Origin of the sequence: Cytobacillus sp. FSL R7-0680 (assembly GCF_038009245.1) — a bacterium.
Lineage (GTDB): Bacteria > Bacillota > Bacilli > Bacillales > Cytobacillaceae > Cytobacillus > Cytobacillus kochii.
This window is the reverse complement of sequence record NZ_JBBPAO010000001.1, coordinates 4,237,603-4,257,733: the sequence shown is the minus strand read 5'-3', so window position 1 is coordinate 4,257,733 and position 20,131 is coordinate 4,237,603. Positions and strand designations below refer to the sequence as shown.

At 38.3% G+C, this 20,131-nt stretch carries 19 protein-coding genes; 8 read left to right on the top strand and 11 right to left on the bottom strand.

Annotation, left to right across the window (positions count from 1 at the left end):
- Positions 1-3: 3 nt before the first annotated feature.
- The 4 genes from MKY26_RS21395 to allC form a co-directional block, all read right to left on the bottom strand.
- Positions 4-1,041, bottom strand: coding sequence for an XdhC family protein (locus MKY26_RS21395; protein WP_341098575.1), 1,038 nt, complete (start codon positions 1,039-1,041; stop codon positions 4-6).
- A gap of 124 nt (positions 1,042-1,165) precedes the next feature.
- The gene (gene allB, locus MKY26_RS21390; RefSeq protein ID WP_341098574.1) at positions 1,166-2,545 is read right to left on the bottom strand and encodes an allantoinase AllB; all 1,380 of its coding nucleotides are present in this window, start codon (positions 2,543-2,545) and stop codon (positions 1,166-1,168) included.
- Between the two features lie 21 nt (positions 2,546-2,566).
- Positions 2,567-3,817 (bottom strand): pyridoxal-phosphate-dependent aminotransferase family protein, encoded by a 1,251-nt coding sequence (locus MKY26_RS21385; RefSeq protein ID WP_341098573.1) that lies wholly within the window; start codon positions 3,815-3,817, stop codon positions 2,567-2,569.
- A 15-nt stretch (positions 3,818-3,832) separates the two neighbouring features.
- Positions 3,833-5,086, bottom strand: a complete 1,254-nt coding sequence (gene allC / locus MKY26_RS21380; protein ID WP_341098572.1) for an allantoate deiminase — start codon at positions 5,084-5,086, stop codon at positions 3,833-3,835.
- Between the two features lie 178 nt (positions 5,087-5,264).
- Between allC and MKY26_RS21375 the strand changes: the two genes are divergently transcribed.
- The 7 genes from MKY26_RS21375 (at position 5,265) to MKY26_RS21345 (ending at position 12,259) form a co-directional block, all read left to right on the top strand.
- Positions 5,265-6,869 (top strand): PucR family transcriptional regulator, encoded by a 1,605-nt coding sequence (locus MKY26_RS21375; RefSeq protein ID WP_341098571.1) that lies wholly within the window; start codon positions 5,265-5,267, stop codon positions 6,867-6,869.
- Between the two features lie 146 nt (positions 6,870-7,015).
- A complete protein-coding gene (locus MKY26_RS21370) occupies positions 7,016-8,341 on the top strand; it encodes a nucleobase:cation symporter-2 family protein (RefSeq protein WP_322910130.1) in 1,326 nt (441 codons plus the stop codon).
- A gap of 16 nt (positions 8,342-8,357) precedes the next feature.
- Positions 8,358-8,873: a 2-oxo-4-hydroxy-4-carboxy-5-ureidoimidazoline decarboxylase gene (gene uraD / locus MKY26_RS21365; RefSeq protein WP_322910131.1), complete on the top strand. Its 516-nt coding sequence runs from the start codon at positions 8,358-8,360 to the stop codon at positions 8,871-8,873.
- 15 nt (positions 8,874-8,888) lie between these two features.
- Positions 8,889-10,349, top strand: a complete 1,461-nt coding sequence (locus MKY26_RS21360) for an NAD(P)-binding domain-containing protein (protein WP_095370539.1) — start codon at positions 8,889-8,891, stop codon at positions 10,347-10,349.
- A gap of 48 nt (positions 10,350-10,397) precedes the next feature.
- Positions 10,398-10,757 (top strand): hydroxyisourate hydrolase, encoded by a 360-nt coding sequence (gene uraH / locus MKY26_RS21355; RefSeq protein WP_307314999.1) that lies wholly within the window; start codon positions 10,398-10,400, stop codon positions 10,755-10,757.
- 223 nt (positions 10,758-10,980) lie between these two features.
- Positions 10,981-11,457 carry a DUF2243 domain-containing protein gene (locus MKY26_RS21350; protein WP_370873329.1) on the top strand — a complete coding sequence of 159 codons (477 nt, stop codon included), beginning with the start codon at positions 10,981-10,983 and terminating at the stop codon, positions 11,455-11,457.
- Positions 11,458-11,476: 19 nt separating this feature from the next.
- Positions 11,477-12,259: a cytochrome c oxidase assembly protein gene (locus MKY26_RS21345; protein ID WP_307315001.1), complete on the top strand. Its 783-nt coding sequence runs from the start codon at positions 11,477-11,479 to the stop codon at positions 12,257-12,259.
- Positions 12,260-12,321: 62 nt separating this feature from the next.
- On the opposite strand, the gene MKY26_RS21340 is transcribed toward MKY26_RS21345, so the two are convergent.
- Together MKY26_RS21340 and MKY26_RS21335 are read right to left on the bottom strand one after the other, a co-directional pair.
- Positions 12,322-12,681, bottom strand: coding sequence for a n-acetylglutamate synthase (locus MKY26_RS21340; RefSeq protein WP_180317008.1), 360 nt, complete (start codon positions 12,679-12,681; stop codon positions 12,322-12,324).
- 15 nt (positions 12,682-12,696) lie between these two features.
- Positions 12,697-12,858, bottom strand: a complete 162-nt coding sequence (locus MKY26_RS21335; RefSeq protein WP_341098570.1) for a hypothetical protein — start codon at positions 12,856-12,858, stop codon at positions 12,697-12,699.
- 289 nt (positions 12,859-13,147) lie between these two features.
- Between MKY26_RS21335 and MKY26_RS21330 the strand changes: the two genes are divergently transcribed.
- Entirely contained in the window at positions 13,148-14,287 is a 1,140-nt protein-coding gene (locus MKY26_RS21330; RefSeq protein WP_341098569.1) for an endonuclease, read from the top strand.
- Positions 14,288-14,356: 69 nt separating this feature from the next.
- Here the strand turns inward: MKY26_RS21330 and MKY26_RS21325 are convergent, their stop codons facing one another.
- The 5 genes from MKY26_RS21325 to MKY26_RS21305 all read right to left on the bottom strand — a co-directional run bounded on the left by MKY26_RS21325 (position 14,357) and on the right by MKY26_RS21305 (position 20,022).
- Positions 14,357-15,499 carry an MFS transporter gene (locus MKY26_RS21325; protein WP_095370544.1) on the bottom strand — a complete coding sequence of 381 codons (1,143 nt, stop codon included), beginning with the start codon at positions 15,497-15,499 and terminating at the stop codon, positions 14,357-14,359.
- A 166-nt stretch (positions 15,500-15,665) separates the two neighbouring features.
- Positions 15,666-17,057, bottom strand: a complete 1,392-nt coding sequence (locus MKY26_RS21320; protein WP_341098568.1) for a sodium/glutamate symporter — start codon at positions 17,055-17,057, stop codon at positions 15,666-15,668.
- Positions 17,058-17,339: 282 nt separating this feature from the next.
- On the bottom strand, positions 17,340-18,341 hold the full coding sequence (locus tag MKY26_RS21315) for an ABC transporter substrate-binding protein (RefSeq protein ID WP_341054288.1): 1,002 nt from the start codon (positions 18,339-18,341) through the stop codon (positions 17,340-17,342).
- Between the two features lie 46 nt (positions 18,342-18,387).
- Positions 18,388-19,239, bottom strand: a complete 852-nt coding sequence (locus tag MKY26_RS21310; protein ID WP_341098566.1) for an ABC transporter permease — start codon at positions 19,237-19,239, stop codon at positions 18,388-18,390.
- A gap of 3 nt (positions 19,240-19,242) precedes the next feature.
- Positions 19,243-20,022 carry an ABC transporter ATP-binding protein gene (locus tag MKY26_RS21305; RefSeq protein WP_307315011.1) on the bottom strand — a complete coding sequence of 260 codons (780 nt, stop codon included), beginning with the start codon at positions 20,020-20,022 and terminating at the stop codon, positions 19,243-19,245.
- Positions 20,023-20,131 lie beyond the last annotated feature (109 nt).

Sequence of the window (20,131 nt, the reverse complement as noted above, 5' to 3'; positions counted from 1 at the left end):
CCTTTATTTGTTATAAACAAGTGTCCTACAATTGGCTTGTTTTCCATTTTCCGTAACCACCTTTTGTTTAACCGCAATTAATTGTGCCATAACGCTAATCGCAATTTCCTCAGGTCCCTCTGCGCCAATCGATAAACCAACAGGCGTGTAGACATTCGATGGTACAGATTCCCCTTCTAATAACCTCATCGTCCGTCTATTAGAACCAATGATACCTATATATTTAAATGGTCGATTGAGCACATATTGTAAAATTTCTTTATCTCGTTCAAAATGATGGGTCATAATCACAATATGGTCTTGGGGATGAAGCGCTTTTGGTAACACTTCATGTGGAAAACCTATTAATAAACGATCTGCTTGAGGAAATCTTTCTTTACTACATAAAGCTTCACGCCAGTCAGCTACTGTTACATGGAAGCCTGTTTTATGAGCAAAATCACAAAGAGGGACGCCATCTTCCCCTGCACCAAGGATAAAAAGACGAGGCTTTGGATGAAACCACTGAAAATAACAATAAATAGATAGCTCTTTTGAGTAGTGGATACCACTCTTCATCTCTTTTAATTCCATATTGGCATCTATGTTTAATGCTTTGGTCCAATAGTTATTATCATCAACGATAACTGTGTAACCTATAACCTCATAATCCTCGGAAAGCTTCTTTACTGTTAAAATAGATCGTCCTTGTAAAAGCTGTTCATTAACCTTTTCTAGATGAGCTTGATAACTTGCATCAATCTTCTCTAACAGGACACGAATTTCACCATTACATCCCGAACCTTGTCCCCACCCAAGATCATCTTCACTTTTTAAATTGTATAAAAAAGATTTTGATTGACCATCGATTAGCGTTTCTGCCCTATACTTAATATCTTCTTCCAAGCATCCTCCACTAAGGACACCAATAGTTGAACCAGATTGCTTGATTAACATGGTTGTGCCTTCTTTTCGATAAGCAGACCCATTCACTTGAATCACTGTCGCTAACACATCACCTTTTGTAGGCGATGCCTTGAATATTTGATGAATATTATCCATCTTCACACACCTCTTTCACTCAGCTGCTAAAGGTTTAAAATGTATTATCTTCCATTTTCTCCTTTTCCGCTACTAGTGTGTTAGATTTTCTGACAATAGAAATGAATTTCTTACAGCGATGTAGTTAACTACCAGTCCCCATTTTCGTTTGCTCTGGCTTTAGCCAATGACCTCTATTTCTCATGTTTACTAATTGTCCGTCTTCAAAAACTACTACTCCGTTGTTCATCGTAAGTTTGACTGCACATGGGAAAGTTCTCTCCATATACAAACTGTGCTTATGCTTAGCGAAGAAATTCTTTTCTGCAACAGTGAAGGATTCTTCAAGTGAGATCCATGTTAAATCAGCATCTTTGCCCACTTCGATATGCCCTTTTGTATTTAAATTGAATCTGTCAGCTGGATTACCTGCTATGAGTGCCGCCACTTTATAAAAAGGAATGTCATAGGTTATTGCAAGTTCAATTAATGCTAAAAGGGTAAATTGCCCGCCACTAATTCCACCCCAAGCGGAGAATAAATGATGGACGGTTGGATCTTTCAACAGATAAGGTGATGGTGAGTGATCGGAGGAGACCATATCAATTGCGCCTTCTATTAATAAACGAATCAATTTCTCTTGCTCCTCCACTTTTCGTAATGGCGGGGCGCATTTGGCTACCGCTCCTTTGTCTTGCAAATCATTATGATTACACAATAAGTAATGAGCACATGTTTCAACTGTAATGTCTAGTCCCATTGCCTTGGCAGCTGTAATTTTTAAAATAGCCTCCTCAGAGCTAATATGGACAAAATGAAGAGGACAGCCCGTTATTCTTGCATATGCGATGGCACGTTCCACCGCTTCCACTTCTGCGGCGATCGGTCTAGATGCTAAATAATCATCCGCAGTTAATTGACCATTCGTCACTTTCTCCTTCGTTAAGAAATCTGTCATTGCCGCACTTTCCGCATGGAGTGCAAGTATTTTTTTCAATGAAGCAATCTCTTTCATGCCAGCAATTAATGTTAAATCATCAACACGTTCGAATTCTTCATTTCCACTTTCAGATAAAAACGCTTTAAAACCTATTGCCCCATTATCTGCTAATCCCTTCAGCTCCAGGATATTTCCTGGAACAAGGCCACCCCATAAAGCAAAATCCACAACTGACTTACTTTCTCCCATCTCCGCTTTATTTAACAATGCCTGCGAATCAGTAGTAGAAGGAATCCCATTTAAGGGCATGTCAAAAAAAGTTGTTCCTCCTCCTGCAGCAATCATCTGAGAACCCGATTCAAAACCTTCCCATTCGTCTCTGCCTGGGTCATTAAAGTGAACATGAATATCTATCATACCTGGAAAAATATAATAACCTGCCGCATTTTTCTCGTCTTTACTTGTGGCTGTAATACCTTCCTCAATGGCGACAATGATACCATTTTTAATGGCTATATCGGTTTTCTTCACTTCATGAGGTAAAACAACATTGCCGTTGCGAATAATGAGATCATATGTAGCCAAAACCAACACCTCCCTGTTTATTTAAAGTATCGTCATAGCTGATTCCTCAGCTGCATATATATCCATTGCTGCCTGAAGCGCCTCGCCGCGATTTACTTGGACTTCGTGACGGATAAGGACTGCTTCTAATCCGCCGAGAACAGCAAGCACATTTTCTTTTCGACAGCTATATCCCATCGTACCAATACGCCAAATCTTCCCTTGTAATGGCCCAAAAGATGAAGCAATTTCTATACTAAATTCCTTAAGCAACATTTTCCGTACGGATTCACCATCAACACCAGCAGGGATTTCTATACATGTCACACATGGAAGCTTATGTTCAGAATCACCATATAGCTTTAACCCCATTGCTTGAATACCTTTCACCAAAGCTTTTTCATGAAGGAGATGGCGGATAAAACGAGGCTTTAACCCCTCTTCTAGCACAAGTCGTAAACCTTCATAGAGCGCATAAACCATCGATGTCGCTTCTGTATGATGATTCAATCTCCTTGGGCTCCAATAATCCATAAGCATGGCGAGATCAAAATAATTACTTGCAATTGCCATTCGACTACGTTGATACTGCTCATCTTCTGCAGTTGCAATACCTGCCTCTACCTTTTTCCGCTCTAATATAAGCTTCTCAATCCGCTCGTTAAATGTAATGGGTGCCATCCCAGCAGGAACGGATAAACATTTTTGCGTTCCCCCTATTAGCCCATCTATAAACCAGTCATCTGTCTTTACCTCTACGCCACCAATAGATGCGACTGCATCTACGACGAGAATCGCATCCTGTTCTCTACAAGCCTTTCCGATTTTTTCTAAAGGTTGCATTCTCCCTGTAGATGTTTCACCATGGACAATAGCAACCACTTTAGGTGAGATTTTTTCCATTTCTGCGATAACTACATCTGGGTCAAATACCTCTCCCCAAGGACATTGTATCGAATAGACATCAGCACCGTACCTTTCACAAATCTCCACAAGTAAATGCCCGAAGCGCCCATAAATCGGAACAAACACTTTATCACCAGGTTCAATAATACTTGCTAAGAGCGCTTCGTTTCCTGCTCTTGAAGTACCATCTATCGGAAAGGCCCAACGGTTCTTTGTTTGAAAGACTTGACGAATCATTTCCATGACTTCATTCATCAATTTTGTAAAAGCTGGATCGAACTGACCTAATATAGGTGTACTCATCGCTCTCAACACACGAGGATCTACCTCAACTGGACCTGGTGTCATAATCGTACGACTAGGTGTATTCAAGCTATTAAACCCCATATATATCCACTCCTTCTATTCATAAGCTAATTGATATAAAATATCTGTTAACAGTTTTACTCCTACTTCCAAATCTTCTGAGCTCGTAAACTCTTGCGGGTTATGACTAATGCCGCCCTTGCTTGGGACAAAAATAAGATTAGTAGGAAGTGTACTTGCAAAAACTTGTGCATCATGACCGGCGCCACTAACGATATCTTGGAAAGAAATTTGCTTCTGTTCCGCTAACGTCTTGATTTTACTATGCATCATGGCATCCATTGCGACAGGTTCTACATTCATCCATTGTTTCCAGTCGATGATCAGATCATTAGACTTAGCTACCTCTTCAAAATAAGAAAACACGGACATACAATATTCATCCAATACATGTTGTTTATGGTGGCGAATATCTAAACTAAACTCGACTTCCCCTGCCACAACATTGGGTACATTTGGTTGCGCTTCAATTTTTCCCACCGTAGCTACTAACTGGGAGTCGATACTTTCTGCTTTTTTCGTTAAGAAAGAAATAAGTTTTGAGGCTGTCACAACCGCATCCCTGCGAAGGTTCATTGGTGTTGTGCCTGCGTGATTGCTTTCTCCTTTTATCCGTATATTGTAACGTCGCTGTCCAACAATATGTGTCACAATACCAACCGCATTTTGATTTCTCTCTAGTACCATCCCTTGTTCGATATGTACCTCTATAAATCTTGCAATATCACTTCTAATTGGTTGAATATATTTTTCTGTTTCAAAGCCCGCCTCCTTCATCGCATCCATAAAAGGAACACCGTTTGCATCGACTAATCCTCTAGTATGACCAATATCGTACATGCCGGTTATATTTCTTGATCCCCAAAAGGTTAAAGGGAACCGACTCCCTTCTTCTTCACAGAAAGAAACGACTTCAATTGTTTTTTTGGGCTTGCCATAAGAGGCATAGAGCCTCGACACCGCAAGCAGGCTAGCAACAATCCCATAAGCACCGTCATACTTTCCGCCGTCAATAACCGTATCAATATGGGAACCTGTCAATATGACTGCATTATCTTCATCTGTTCCCTGCAGCCGGCCAAATAAATTACCAACACAATCAAAATAAGCATCTAACCCGATTGCCTTCATTTTATTTTTCAAAGCTGATTGCGCTTCACACCAAGCTTTAGAATATAGTAATCTCGTAACGCCTTCATTGGTTGTTTTACCAAATGACGAAAGCCATTCAATCATTTCTGCTATCTTTTCCTTATTTGTATCATGAAATTCTCTTACATGAATGGCCAATCCTTTCACTCCCCTCTTTACTTATGGAATATTTTCTTACATAATTATGTTATATAAAACAATTTTACTTTTTATGCATCGAAACATCATCAGCAAAAATGTACAAATTTTCATATAATTTTGTGCACATTAACTAATCCATATAAAAAAGAAGATGCAAACGAAAGGAGTCAGCCACATGAAAGTTTCTAAATTACTCTCTTCCCCTTCATTAGAAGGGATGAGAGTTGTAGCTGGAGAAAGCGGGATCAAACGTGAGGTACATACGGTTAATATGATGGATGCACCTGATATTATTCCCTTTTTGAATCGCCATGAATTTTTAGTGACAACAGCCTATCATTTAAAAGACCAGCCACATTTACTAAATGAATTAATACAAGCGATGGCTAATCAAGGATGTGCAGCACTTGGTTTAAAAACAAAAAGGTTCTTAGACTCTGTTCCTCCATCTGCATTGAAGCTGGCAAATGAATTAAATTTCCCCATCATCGAACTGCCACTCGCCTTATCACTTGGAGATGTAATCAACCATACTTTAAGACTGATTTTAGATAGCCGCGCGAATGAATTAACTGCTGCTTTAGAAACACATAAACATTTTACGAACATCATTCTTCAAGGAAAAGGTATAGAAACATTGATGAAAGAATTAAGCAAGATAATTGATTGTTCTGTTCATTTAGTCGATCAGCATCTTCATTCTCTCTCTGACCAACAACACCAACTAGAAATATTCGTAATGAGAGAAGATATCGAGAGAGAAATTAAACGGATTTCATCATCCAGCCCTATCTCTATTTCCTTTTCACTACTTGTATCCAAAAAAACTTATCATCTATTTCCTATAAACATTAGCGAAAAGAAGCGAGGTTTCTTAATTATAGAAGGAGAAATCCCTCAGGAGAATCACCTCAATATCTTAACGATTGAACAAGCGACGAATGTACTCTCCTTCGCCCTTATGAAAGAGCATGCACTAAATACACACGCAAAAAATATACGCAACGATTTTTTTCTCCACTTCTTAGATGGGACCTTCAAGTTACAAGATGAAATTATTAATCGCGCCAAAGAGTTCTCTCTTCAAAATGATTGTGACTATATTTGTGTTGTCGGAAAGGTCGATCAAGCAAATCCACACGATTCTTTCACACAACGCCAACAAAAATCTGATAATATATTTGAATACTTGGAAGAAGTGATACACCAAACCACTGTCAACGTTCATTTCTTTACCAAAAGTGATGAATGTATCTTGCTCTTTGAAGCCCATCAAGGGTTATCACCTTATATGAATATATTAAAAGACATCCAATTACGAATGACAAACCGCTTTAATCAAACCATTTCTTTCGGTGTAAGTAATGTGATCCATTCCTTTGTCCAAGTGAGAACAGCCTATCACGAAGCAAGTGAATCTCTTTCTCAAGGAGCAATCTCAAAAAGAACCAACTTTATTCAATCATTTCAAACAAGGGATATATTAGAATTGCTCCGCCTTATTCCCGAAAAAGAGTTGAGTCATTTTTACACCCATGCATTTAAGGGATTCTTATCGATTAAACCTGATGAAAGAGAATCATTACTACAAACACTTTCTGTCTATCTAGAAACACATTGTCAAATCTCCGAAACAGCAAAAAGGTTATTTGTCCACAGGAATACAGTTGTCTATAGAATAGATAAATGCGAAGAAATTCTCGGTAAAGATTTAAAGGATCCAGAAACAACCTTACAATTACGTACAGCATTACGGATGAAAAAACTATTAGAAGCTTAAAACAGCCCAACCATGCACCTTACACAAATAAGTTAGTCATTTTTAGGCATATTGAACAATGACAATAATCAGAATATTGTTTATTATGTTAAATATAACAACATTAAATGTTATATTTCTTAACATTATAAACAGGAGGGTTCACTTTGGGAGAAAATATTCATCCATCAAAAACATTCTCATTAGGGTTACAGCATGTCCTTGCTATGTACGCTGGTGCCATTTTAGTACCAATCTTAGTTGGCGGCGCTTTAGGTTTCTCCCCTGAACAACAAGCCTTCCTCATTTCTATTGATTTGTTAACTTGCGGGGTTGCTACACTGTTTCAATCTGTCAAAAATAAATACTTTGGAACAGGGCTCCCTATAGTCATGGGTACTTCATTCGTAGCCGTATCTCCCATGATTACAATCGGTAGTAATTACGGGATATCAGCCATATACGGGGCGATTATTATAACAGGATTGTTCATTATTTTCTTTTCCAATATATACGGCAAGCTTGTAAAATTATTCCCTCCAATCGTAACTGGTACCGTCGTCATCATTATTGGCCTCTCACTCATCCCTACAGGAATTAAAAATATGGGAGGAGGCACGAATAATCCTGATTTTGGTTCAGCTGAAAACTTATTGCTCTCCTTTGGTGTTCTCGCACTTATTTTACTAATGAACCGCTTCTTTAAAGGGTTCTTACGTGCTATCTCTGTTTTAATTGGGATAATCATTGGGACATTCATGGCGGCACTAATGGGGAGGGTAGATTTTCAATCCGTTCAAGAAGCTTCTTGGTTACACCTTCCGGCCCCTTTTCATTTCGGATACCCTACATTTGAAATTGTTCCTATTTTAACAATGATCTTAGTAGGTACAGTCATTCTTGTCGAATCCACTGGTGCTTTTCTTGCACTAGGGAAAATGGATCATAAAGAGTTAAAAGAAAAGGATCTCGCTCGTGGATATCGAGCTGAAGGAATGGCCTTTACTTTAGGTGGAATTTTCAACGCTTTCCCTTATAGTACATTTGCTCAAAATGTCGGACTTGTCCAATTATCTGGAGTAAGGTCAAATAAAGTCACAATTGCTGCTGGTTTTATTTTAATTGTACTAGGCTTAGTTCCTAAAATCTCTACTTTGGCTACACTCATTCCTCCTTCGGTTTTCGGCGGTGCCACTGTAGTCATGTTTGGAATGGTCGTCACCTCTGGTATACGCATGCTTCAAAGAGTCGATTTTACGAACAATAACAATCAACTCATTATTGCTTGCTCGATTTCACTAGGACTAGGCGCATCCGTTGTTCCGGAATTATTCGCCCATTTACCTGAAACCCTTCGAATTATCGTCGGCGATGGAATTATTACCGGTAGCCTAGCAGCCATTATCTTAAACCTTCTTTTAACCAAAAGAAAAACAAAGGAAACACAGCCGTTAAAAGAGACGAGTATGGAACCCCAATTAAAAAGTTCATAGAAAGGAGTTTTCAATCATGTATACAATTCAAGAAATCAATAGAATCAGTGATGCATCATTTATCCAAATATTTGGAGGTGTTTTCGAGCATTCCCCATGGGTCGCAGAAAAAACGCTCATGGCGAAACCATTTTTATCATTTGATCACCTCTATCAAACGATGGTTCACACAGTGGAGGAAACATCAAATCAAAAAAAGCTTGCACTTATTAAAGAACATCCCAACTTAGGCGATCGCGTTCAAATGAGTGAAAATTCCGTTAACGAACAAGAAAACGCTGGTTTAAATCAACTCACAGAGAAGGAGTATAAACAATTTATTTATATGAATCAATCTTATATGGACAAATTTGGATTCCCATTTATATTAGCTGTTCGCGGGAAAAACAAGGATGAAATTTATCAATCAATGGTAAAGAGAGTCAAAAACGAAAAAGAAGAAGAGTTTCATCAAGCACTGGCGGAAATCTATAAAATCGCCTTATTACGACTTGAAGAGGTCATTATTAAAGATTCATTCACAACAAACTAGAAAGGATGAAAAACAATGAGCTTAGAAAGCTTACATGAGAGAGTACAAATGGACCTTTCTTATTTGAACATAAACTATACGGATACATGGGTACCGCAAACTAAACATATTAAGAATCATGTATATGATGTCGTCATTGTCGGAGGCGGGCAAAGCGGTTTAGGTGCTGGATTTGCTCTTTTACGAGAAAAAATCACAAACTTTCTCATTATCGATGAGAATCACGAAGGCTATGAAGGGCCATGGGAGACTTATGCAAGAATGGTTACTTTAAGAACACCGAAACATATCACCTCAATTGATTTAGGCCTTCCTTCCCTCACCTTTCGTGCTTGGTGGGAAGCCCAAACAGGCAAGAATGACTGGGATCAAGTGGATAAAATACCACGTCAGGATTGGATGAATTACCTCAGGTGGTATAGAAAAGTCCTGCGTTTACCCGTCATAAACGATGTCAAATTGCAACTCGTAGAACCTCTTGAAGGTGGATTACACCGACTCCATATCAACCAAACAGAAGAACCTGCCACTCCCCTTCTTGCGCGCAAAGTTATTTTAGCGACAGGTATTCAAGGTGGAGGAGAATGGCATATACCATCACTTGTCTCTGAAAATCTACCGAAAAATTTCTATGCCCACACTTCCGAAAATATCGATTTTAACTCATTAAAAAATAAAAAAATCGCTATTCTAGGTGGTGGCGCCTCCGCATTCGATAATGCCAATTACGCCCTTAGTTCAGGAGTAGCAGAAGCGCATGTTTTTGTTCGTCGCAAAGAAATGCCTAGAATCAATCCGATACGGCAAATGGAAGCCTCAGGTATGATAGAAAGATATCACTCGTTATCAGATGTGGATAAATATACGGTCATGACTCATTTCTTTCAAAATAATCAACCACCGACGAATGATACATATAATCGCGCTTCTGCTTGGCCAGGTTTTAACCTTCATTTGGATTCACCTTGGCAAGAAGTAAGTCAAGCAAATAATCAGGTGGTAGTCACAACCCCTCATGGGTCCTTTTCATTTGATTATCTCATTATTAGTACAGGACTGTTCACTGATCCTGCCTTAAGACCAGAGCTAAAATTAGTCGAAAAATATATTGCTCGTTGGGAGGATAAATACCACCCTCCAAAGAATAGTGCAAGCCCAGTTCTAGATGCACATCCTTATTTAAGCACAGGTTACTCCTTTACGAGTCGCGATAAGGAAGGAGAAAAATATCTTCATGGACTTTATACATTTAATTATTCTGCTTTAATCAGCTGTGGTATTACTGCCGCTGCTCTTTCTGGTATGAAATTCGGCTTACCGCGACTAGCTAAGGCGATTGCTGATGAACTTTTCCAAGATCATAAAGAGCAAATTTTGCAGGATTACTTTGATTATCAAGTTACTGAATTTACAGGAACGTGGCCAATCAACCCTCAAACCAGACAAAGTAACACAATATCAGCTATTGAAAATTAAAAAGATATTTCTCGAGAGAAACATTCTACTATAATTAAGGAGTTTAAAATGGCAGGACTAACAACACATATATTGGATTTAACCCACGGTACACCGGCTTCCAATGTAATTGTGGAGCTTTTCATCCAAGAAGCAAATCGCAATAGTTGGAAAAAGATAAAAGTAGTAAAGACCAATTCAGACGGTCGCTTAGATGCTCCACTACTTACTAGAGAAGAAATGAAAATAGGAAGCTATGAACTGATCTTCCATGTCGGGGTGTATTTCCGTGAAAAAGAGATCGCCCTCCCCGACCCACCATTCTTAGAGGCAGTCCCTGTTCGTTTCGGAGTGTCAAATATAGATAAGGATTATCACGTCCCCCTTCTCATTTCACCTTGGGGATACCAAGTATATCGTGGAAGCTAGTAATGAAAGTTTCATAGCTACTCCACAATACCTAACTACCTTAGCGTAGTTAGGTTCTTTTTATTTCACAATAACAACCAATTACAATAGATACTTCCTATGAATATCGAATCAATTTCTAATTCATTATAAACTTACACTTCTATATATGTTTAGAGTTTAAACACTCGGGAAAAATAGAGGAAATACCTTACAGAAATGAGTTGATACTATCGATAATCCAATCAATGGCGAACATAGGAATTTCCAACAGAACATAACTAAGCACTCAACATACAATCTCATCTCTGGTATTCTCTTCGGACTTGGTTTGGTTGCATTTATTGATGAGATGGTATTTCACCAACTATTAAGTTGGCATCATTTTTACGATCAATCCACAACAAAGATCGGATTACTTTCTGATGGGTTATTCCATGCGTTTAGCTGGTTCGCTACAGTAGCAAGTCTATTTATGGTAGCTGACTTACGCAGAAGAGAATCTTGGTGGAAAAAAAGATGGATTGGCGGGGCTTTATTAGGTATTGGTTTATTTAATTTATACGATGGTTTAATCCAACATAAAGTGTTCAAATTACATCAAATTCGCTACGGAGTTGATGTGCTACCTTATGATTTGGTATGGAATATCACTGCTGCAGTGATTACGATTATCGGAATCATTATCATCTGTAAAACTAATCAGTCACAAAGTAAGTAAAGCTAAAAAGGGGGACACTATGCCTGATCAACAACACTTTGACATAACCATTCTCTCATATATTTTAGCGACTCCTTTTTTTCTTTTAATCATTCTCTATGGAATCGCTGTCATCAAATCTAATCAATCTTACCGTCAGTGGTCATGGTATCACACAGCATGTTGGATTGGTGGAAATGTACTTTGTATAGTAGCAGTTGCTGGCCCTTTAGCAGAGACTTCACACCAATTTTTCAGTGTCCATATGGTTGCCCATTTACTTTTAGGCATGATTGGCCCACTTTTTATGGTGCTAGCAAAACCAGTAACGCTCCTACTGCGTTCATTACCTGTAAAAACGGCTAGAAAAGTGACTACTACCTTAAAAACGAGACCATTTCACCTTTTATTAAATCCCCTATTTACTACGGTTTTAAATATTGGTGGACTATGGGTATTATATCGAACGGAATTATTCACAATGATGCACCATTCAATGCTGTTGTACATCGTCATTCATGCACATATCTTCCTAGCTGGTTATTTTTTTACAGCATCAATCATCTATATTGATAAATTTCAACAAGGTTATAGTTTTCAATTTCGAGCCATTATACTTATTTTAGCTCTCGCTGGGCATCAGATTTTAGCCAAATCTTTCTATGGTTACCCTCCTTCAAGTGTAGGAAGAACGGAAGCTGAAAAAGGAAGCATGATTATGTATTATGGAGGCGATATTGTTGACCTAGTGATTATTATTATTTTCTGTTATCAATGGTTTAAAGTGACAAAACCTAAAAGGTATCAACCTCATTCTGTATAATCAGAATTTGAATAGCTAGTGGACTCTTTTTGCACTAAAAGTGAAATCCACTAGCCTTCCTATCAATATACTTTCGATTCTTTTTTCATTTCCTCAATAACCGATTGCCCTTCGGTTTGATCTGCATCATTCCATCGCCATTGTTCATGTAATCTCATTCGTCCATCTGGTAGGTATTCAGGCGTTGAAGAACAAGTACCACCTCTTACTTCATCTTTGATATTTACATGATTATAGTTAAACAATAAAGAACCATCCTCCTTTACAATACCGATTAACGTTCCTTTTCTAATTTGTCCGCCATAATAACTAGCAGAAATGATATTTCCTTCTTGGCTATAATCAAAATAAGTTTGATCAGAGACTTCGCCATTATTTGTATTCTCTATTGATACAAATTTCTTTCCGTTATAATTAATCAAATTGATTCCTCGCTCTCACTTTTTTATTAAAGAGACCCAATAGGCGTCTCCGCCCCCAGGTGCAGAAGCTCTTATCTCCCCGCTAAAGTAGATGATTACCTCATCACCGACTGACAATTGACCTACCTTTTTTTCTGGCATATAAGTTGGTAATGTAAATTCAACCCCTTGATACATGTATGTTTCTCTTAAATCTTGTTTTGATTTGTATTTAATATTTTACTAATAATGAGGAAAAGAGCTAAAGTACAGATGAGATACTCTCGTAAGATTTTCACCCTCTACCTCCTTACAACCTACTTTCACCATAAATTCCCTCTAAACAAGTTCTATTCTCCTGCAAACAAGCCGAGTAGATTTTCTTATTTTTATCAACGCCTCCTAAATTTACTTATTATTAAAAATATTTTAACAGAAAAATGGTAAGATGAAGCAGAATACAATAAAAAAATTAATGGAGGATAATATGCGTAGATTCTTTAAGTTATCTATTGTCGCTTTTCTCGTTTCCTTTTCTACTCTATCATTCGATTCTTCGCAAACATCTGCTGCTACCTTACCAGTATCACAAGCCATCGACAGGCAAAATAACTCTATACAATCGGTGGAAGGCTATATAGTAGGTAAGCCTACCTCAGCCAATACGGTAATTACTGGCAACTATCCAGATGATTACTCCTTAGCTATTGCTGATTCTCGCACAGAAACAAATACTGCTAATATGCTTTATATTCAGATTCCCTCACAATTCCGCACACAGTTCGGCCTTAAGAGCAACCCTGAATTACTTGGTGAGAAGATAACAGTAACCGGCAATCTCACAGCGTACTATTCACATCCTGGATTGAAAAACACAACTGAAATGATCAAACAATCCGAAGAAGAGGAACCTGAAGGACCTGATGAGGAAAATAATGCCCCTGGTTCTTATTATGATTCTGCTACTGGAAAAACAGGCGAAGCATTAAAAACCGCGTTACACAATATCATTGATGACCATACCGAAATTTCGTATAGTGCCGTTTGGGAAGCATTAAAGGCAACGGATGAAGATCCAAATAATACGAATAACGTCATCCTTTTATACACTGGCAGATCACAAAGTAAATCAACGAACGGTGGAAATCCAGATGAATGGAACAGAGAACATGTGTGGGCTAAATCGCATGGTGATTTCGGAACATCTATGGGCCCTGGAACAGACCTACATCATCTACGCCCAACAGATGTATCAGTGAATGGCTCTCGCGGTAACAAAGATTTTGATAATGGCGGCTCTCCACAAGGTGAAGCACCTGATACCTATACGGATAATGATTCTTGGGAACCACGTGATGAAGTAAAAGGGGATGTCGCAAGAATGATTTTCTATATGGATGTCCGTTATGAAGGCGACAGTGGCGAACTGGATTTAGAGGTGAATGAACGCGTAAGCAACGGTTCAGCTCCATATCACGGCAAACTCTCAACCTTAATTGAGTGGCATAACTTAGACCCTGTAGATGACTTAGAACGACAAAGAAATGATATTATCTATAATGACTATCAACATAATCGTAATCCATTTATCGATCACCCTGAATGGGTTGAAGAAATTTGGAATTAATTAAGGAAAAGAAAAGCAGTCTTCAATTGTGACTCTAAGAGTCTCAATTTGAAGGCTGCTTTTTTATTTTCATTTACGCTTTTGCTTAAATGCGGCCAAGATAATGAGCAAGGCGATGCATGTAAAACCTCCAGCAATAAGAGGGTTGATCTCCACATGATATTGATCGATGATGATTCCACCAACAGTTGAACCAATAGCCATACCAACATGAACCCCTGAATTATTTAAACTCTGTTGAATATCAGATGTTTCTGGCGCAGCAGATACAAGATAGCTCTGGATAGCGGGCTGCAAAGACCAACTTAATAAATTCCATAACAATAGTGCACAAATAAACAAAGCAAGAGAAAACTGCAAATACGGGATAAGGATAATCGTAACAATAAAAGCAGAAAGTACGATGATAATAGATCGTTTCGCACCTAAGCGATCCGTAATCTGCCCACCTAAAAAACTCCCACACACAGCAACGATACCAATAATAAGGTAAATCAAACTAAGCGAATTACCAGTAATACTCATCGTCTCACTAAGAAAGGGTGTTAAATACGCATATAGACTCATATGACCGGCAAAAAAGAGAATCGATGTCAGTTGAACGAGTACAATCTTTCTATTTTTTAATGCTTTCAACTGTTCCTTTAAAGGTAAACCTCTTTTCGCCTCTATTGGACCTAATGCAAAATAAACAACAATCATGATGATTAATGTCAGAATCGAAATAAACAAGAACGGCGCTCTCCAGCTAAATTCATTACCTAACCACAAACCGAATGGAATCCCAAAAACAAGGGACGCACTGACCCCCATCAGTACAATACCAATCGCTCTCGCTCGATATTTCTCACCACTAATTTGTGAAGCAATCGTGAGACATAATGAAATAAGAAGAGCCGCACACATAGCCGATAATACTCTTCCAACCAACAAAGATACATAACCATCCATAACGACGATCATTAAATTAGATAAGAAGAAAACAAAGAGAACGAATAGAAATAACCGCTTTCTCTCTATCTTCGCTGTTAAAGATAATAGTACAGGACCAGATATGGCAAAGCTTAAAGAAAACAAGGAGATTAACATTCCCACTTCACCAAGCGACACACCTAAATCAGTTGCAATAAGTGGCAAGATGCCCGCAATAATTAACTCAACCAAACCGACAATAAAAGTAATTATGGTTAGTAAATACACTCTTTTATCCATCTGACCTTCCCTCCACGCAAAAAGGCAGCGCTCCCTATAAAAGCGGGAGGCGCTGCATTCAAACATATTCTATGCGAATTCGCTAACATGACGCCCATAGCCATGTCGCCATTATTCATTTATAAACAAAAATAATTTATCATTTTGTACATGGATTGTCAATCACTCACTTTTTCTTCTTACCAAACACTTTTACACCCATTATCCAAAAAATAATCATTAAAATTGTACTGACAATTAATACAGGAATTGCTCCAAACTGAATAATAAATGGAACGGCTGCAGCTGTAATAAGCCCGCCACCTACCATCGGTTCAAATACAATTTGTTTATAGCCAAAGGCATTGAGTGCTGGCGATTTGTTCTCTGGATCGACTGTTTTCATTAACATAATTCCTGTTGCCGCCACACCTGTAGACTGTCCGAAATCTCCCAATCCTCGTTCAAACCAATACTCAGGTATCATACGAGGACCTAGATATAAGAATAACCCTACATTCAAGACAATTCCAGCAATCGCTAAAATAATGAACGGAATGAAATTCTCACCAATAACCTGTAGACTAAGTGAAGCCATCGCACTAATGATTAGGAAATCAAGAGCTACACCTTGAATACGATTAATTAATTCGCGATCAACCAATTGATAACGATCAAATTTGGATAAGAATAATTGTAACAATATTCCTCCTATCATGGCGAACGGAAATAATGGAACATATTCAAATAAATAAACACCTATAGCTTGCCCATAAGTAACAGCCTCAAGCCATTGAAACGCTTCCAATAATAAAAACCCAATAAAAATAGATAACCCAACAAATCCAATATGAAGCGTTAACGGCTCAATAGACATCGGCGAAGTTGTTTGCAAACCCGCTGATGAACGATTATCGATTTTAATAATACCTGACTGCTCCTCTACAGAAATCTCATCAGGGTGACTCAATGTTTTAGATTTGCCATTACGTGCTCCCCAATTGATTAAAATCATCCCTACGATGATACCTGCAAGAATACCGACTGTCGACAAACCAATTGCCAAATCATAACCTTCTTCAAAACCTAAAGAAGTAAATGTCCCTTGTAAACCCGCGGCTGTTCCATGCCCACCAACAAAGGCAATCTCAATTAAGGCGCCTGCAGCAGGACTAAGTCCAAAAAGAGGTGTAATGATGGTGATAGCAAGTAAAATACCCACTACATATTGGGCAAAAGAGAGTGTATAACCTAAAGCAATATGCGGCCCACCAATCCGCCACATTTTTTTGGGATTAGGTAATTTAAACCCTATAAAAAGACACGCAAAAACAATATTAATTAAAAGACCCGGCAGACTAGCCCAAACTTCGACCATCTCAGATGTAAAAATTCCACCTTCAAGTCCAAATAGCCTTCCTAGTATTTCTGGTCCTAATATAAGTGCAATAAAACCCGCAATTAATGATGTTGGTAAAAACAACCTTTGAAGTAATTTCACTTTAATTCTTACCCATTTACCAAGCACTAAAATAATCGCCAGGATAAGAACTGAAAAAGCTGCAATCGTTAAGTCCATTTATTCATCCCCTTTGTATTTCATTTAATTTCCCCATTTTTCTTCTAAGGAAACCTATAGAGAGTGACCCGTGAATTATACTACATGCCGAATAAACTTGTCACACGAGAGGATAAATAAAAAAATTCCATCTATTCAGAGACAACCGAAGTACTACCGTTTCCAAAAGAGAGCTAAATAAAAGAAGGGCTATTGTGGGCTTTTTCCATACAAACCGTTTGAGGAGAAACAGCAAAGAAGAGTAAGTGATTCGATATCACTCACTCTTCTTTCGGCCGCCATTTACTTGTCGGGTAAAAACGCTGTTGTAAAGATTTCTTCTGCAGCGAACTTCTCATCCACCAATCCTAAATCATATAGCTGGTCAATCAGCGTCCCCCAACGCTCTTCTGACATCGTGCCGATTCCATTTGCAGCTGCATCCATTCCATAAACAAACTCTGCTTGTGATTCTGCTTCAAATTTTAGAGAGGCAAGTTCTATGTCTGGATTATCTTTTTGAATCAACTCATTGATTTCTTCATATGAACCTTCGTATAAATTCCATCCCTCTATAAAAGCAGTCGTAAAAGCTTCAACCGTTTCTTTATTGTTTTCCAAGTAATCTTTTGTCACGTATAAGACAACATTATAAGGATCATAACCTGCGTCCGAAACTAATTTCGTTTCTACATCAATCCCCTCTAATTGCATAAAGTAAGGTTCTGATGTTAGGAATGCTTGTGTAACAGAATCCTTCTCATCAACAAAGTTTACATGTTGTCCAGAATATGCCAATTCTTCGACACCACTGAGATCATATTGTGTTTTTAAATACTCCCAGTATACAATGCCCGGCTGCACATAAACTTTTCTTCCATTTAACTCAGCAAAGTCAGCAATACCCTTGCCTTTATGAAACATAAATGCTTGCGGACTCCCTTGCATGACGGTAGCTACAGCGACTAATTCAATGCCTTCGTTTCTAGCCATCACAATTTGATCACCATGTGCTAAACCAAAATCAGCCTTTCCAGATGCGACCATATTAATTGAGGATACTTGTGGTCCCCCAGGTTCAATCATTACATTTAAGCCATTTTCTTCAAAAAGACCATTTTCCTCTGCGGCATAAACACCCCCATGCTGTGCTTTGGCAAACCAGTTTAAGACCAACTTAACATCCTTTACCTCTCGCTCTCCTTCTTCTACAGCACTATTCGTTTCTTCTCCTCCACAAGCAGCGAGTACAATCAATACTAAAACACTTAAAATTACCCATTGAACAAGTCGATTTGATTTCATATCTCTCCCCCTTTTTATCAAAATATTCAGTTATTTTAACATGCATTTACCTTTCCGATTTTATCGCTGATTCATGCCAAGACCGTAGCAATAAACGGGATACCCAGCTTACTAATAGATAAAATCCGATACCAAAAATAGCACCTGATATGGCACAAGCAAATAGATAAGGTGTTTTTAACTGAACAGCAGCAACAGTTATCGCATAACCTAATCCCCCTTTTCCTCCACCGATTCCAGCAATATACTCTCCTGTAATCGCTCCAACAATTGCTAATGTACAAGAAACTTTCAAACCAGAAACAATGTATGGGAGAGCAGCTGGAATACGAAGCTTCCACATCGTTTGCCATTTAGAAGCATTATATAATGTGAATAAATCACTCATATTTTTATCAACCGAATGCAGTCCCATCAAAGTGTTGGATACGACAGGAAAAAAGCCAATTAAAAAAGCAATCATTACGATGGAGTTAAAACCTGATCCAAACCAAATGACAACAATTGGAGCAATCGCCACAACTGGAATCGTTTGTAATATAACTGCATATGGATAGAGGCTAATTTCTAGTATTCTTGAACTGGCCAATAGCACGGAAACAGCAATACCAATGACAGCACTTAAGAGAAAACCAATTACTGACTCAAAAATAGTTATTCTAATCGCTGGCCATAAGAGATGCCAATCTGTAATGGTAGCAGTGAGGACATCGGTTGGTTTCGGTAATAGAAAAGGTTGAATTTGCAGAATCGTAGGTATGAGTTGCCATAACCCCATAAAGACAAGAAACGCGATTACTGGTCCAACAATTGAGCCTTTTAGATAGTTATTTCTCTTTTTATTTGTTTGCTCTAGAGGACTTGTGATTGTTTTTGATGAAGCAGTTTGAATCGCCATTCATCAAGCCTCCTTTCTACCCATGCTATGCTCTAAACTTTTAGCTGCTTTGTCTACATATGCATTAAATTGGTTGTTTACTCGGTTTCGTGGATACGGTAAATTCACATCAATCATGGTAGCTAACCTTCCCGGACGTGCGGACATAACGGCAATTTTTGATGAAAGATATACAGCTTCATAGACATTGTGTGTAACAAATAAGATGGTTGCTTTCTCTTTTTGCCATATTTGCAAAAGATCCATTTGCAATGTTTGTCTAGTCATTTCATCTAACGCAGCAAACGGTTCATCCATTAACAATAATTTAGGCTTAGCAGCAAGGGCTCGAGCAATGGAAACCCTCATTTTCATGCCCCCAGAAAGTTGGCGAGGATAAGCGTGCAAATAATCCTTTAAGCCAACCATCTCTAACACCTCAACTGCGCACTCTTTTCTTTTCTCTTTATTAATCCCCCGTATCTCAAGGGGAAGAAGAACATTATCAAGCACAGTACGCCATGGAAGTAAGTTAGCTTCTTGAAAGACATAAGCAATGTCATTCGAATGCTTGATTACATCCTTAGGACTTTGGTTAAAAACTTTCACTCGACCATTTGTCGCCTCCCCTAAACCAGCAACCATTCGTAAGGCAGTCGATTTTCCACAACCAGAAGGACCTAGAAAACTAATAAACTCTCCATCTGCTATTGATAAATCAAACTGACTCAAAGCCACTGTTCCTGAGTGATACACTTTATCAACATGTTGGAAAGAGACAACTTCGCCCTTAACTACTTCCATGTCACACCTCTCCTTTTCAATAGGAAACAAATCACATTTGATGTCACAAAAACTAACGTGAATTTATACTCTCATTATATATCGTTCCTTTCTTATACACATTAGACAG

Coding starts and splice junctions, on each gene's coding strand:
- MKY26_RS21395 (WP_341098575.1), bottom strand. CDS start 1,041: ATGGATAATATTCATCAAATATTCAAGGCATCGCCTACAAAAGGTGAT.
- MKY26_RS21385 (WP_341098573.1), bottom strand. CDS start 3,817: ATGGGGTTTAATAGCTTGAATACACCTAGTCGTACGATTATGACACCA.
- MKY26_RS21375 (WP_341098571.1), top strand. CDS start 5,265: ATGAAAGTTTCTAAATTACTCTCTTCCCCTTCATTAGAAGGGATGAGA.
- uraD (WP_322910131.1), top strand. CDS start 8,358: ATGTATACAATTCAAGAAATCAATAGAATCAGTGATGCATCATTTATC.
- MKY26_RS21360 (WP_095370539.1), top strand. CDS start 8,889: ATGAGCTTAGAAAGCTTACATGAGAGAGTACAAATGGACCTTTCTTAT.
- uraH (WP_307314999.1), top strand. CDS start 10,398: ATGGCAGGACTAACAACACATATATTGGATTTAACCCACGGTACACCG.
- MKY26_RS21345 (WP_307315001.1), top strand. CDS start 11,477: ATGCCTGATCAACAACACTTTGACATAACCATTCTCTCATATATTTTA.
- MKY26_RS21335 (WP_341098570.1), bottom strand. CDS start 12,858: ATGTATCAAGGGGTTGAATTTACATTACCAACTTATATGCCAGAAAAA.
- MKY26_RS21330 (WP_341098569.1), top strand. CDS start 13,148: ATGCGTAGATTCTTTAAGTTATCTATTGTCGCTTTTCTCGTTTCCTTT.
- MKY26_RS21325 (WP_095370544.1), bottom strand. CDS start 15,499: ATGGATAAAAGAGTGTATTTACTAACCATAATTACTTTTATTGTCGGT.
- MKY26_RS21320 (WP_341098568.1), bottom strand. CDS start 17,057: ATGGACTTAACGATTGCAGCTTTTTCAGTTCTTATCCTGGCGATTATT.
- MKY26_RS21315 (WP_341054288.1), bottom strand. CDS start 18,341: ATGAAATCAAATCGACTTGTTCAATGGGTAATTTTAAGTGTTTTAGTA.
- MKY26_RS21310 (WP_341098566.1), bottom strand. CDS start 19,239: ATGGCGATTCAAACTGCTTCATCAAAAACAATCACAAGTCCTCTAGAG.
- MKY26_RS21305 (WP_307315011.1), bottom strand. CDS start 20,022: ATGGAAGTAGTTAAGGGCGAAGTTGTCTCTTTCCAACATGTTGATAAA.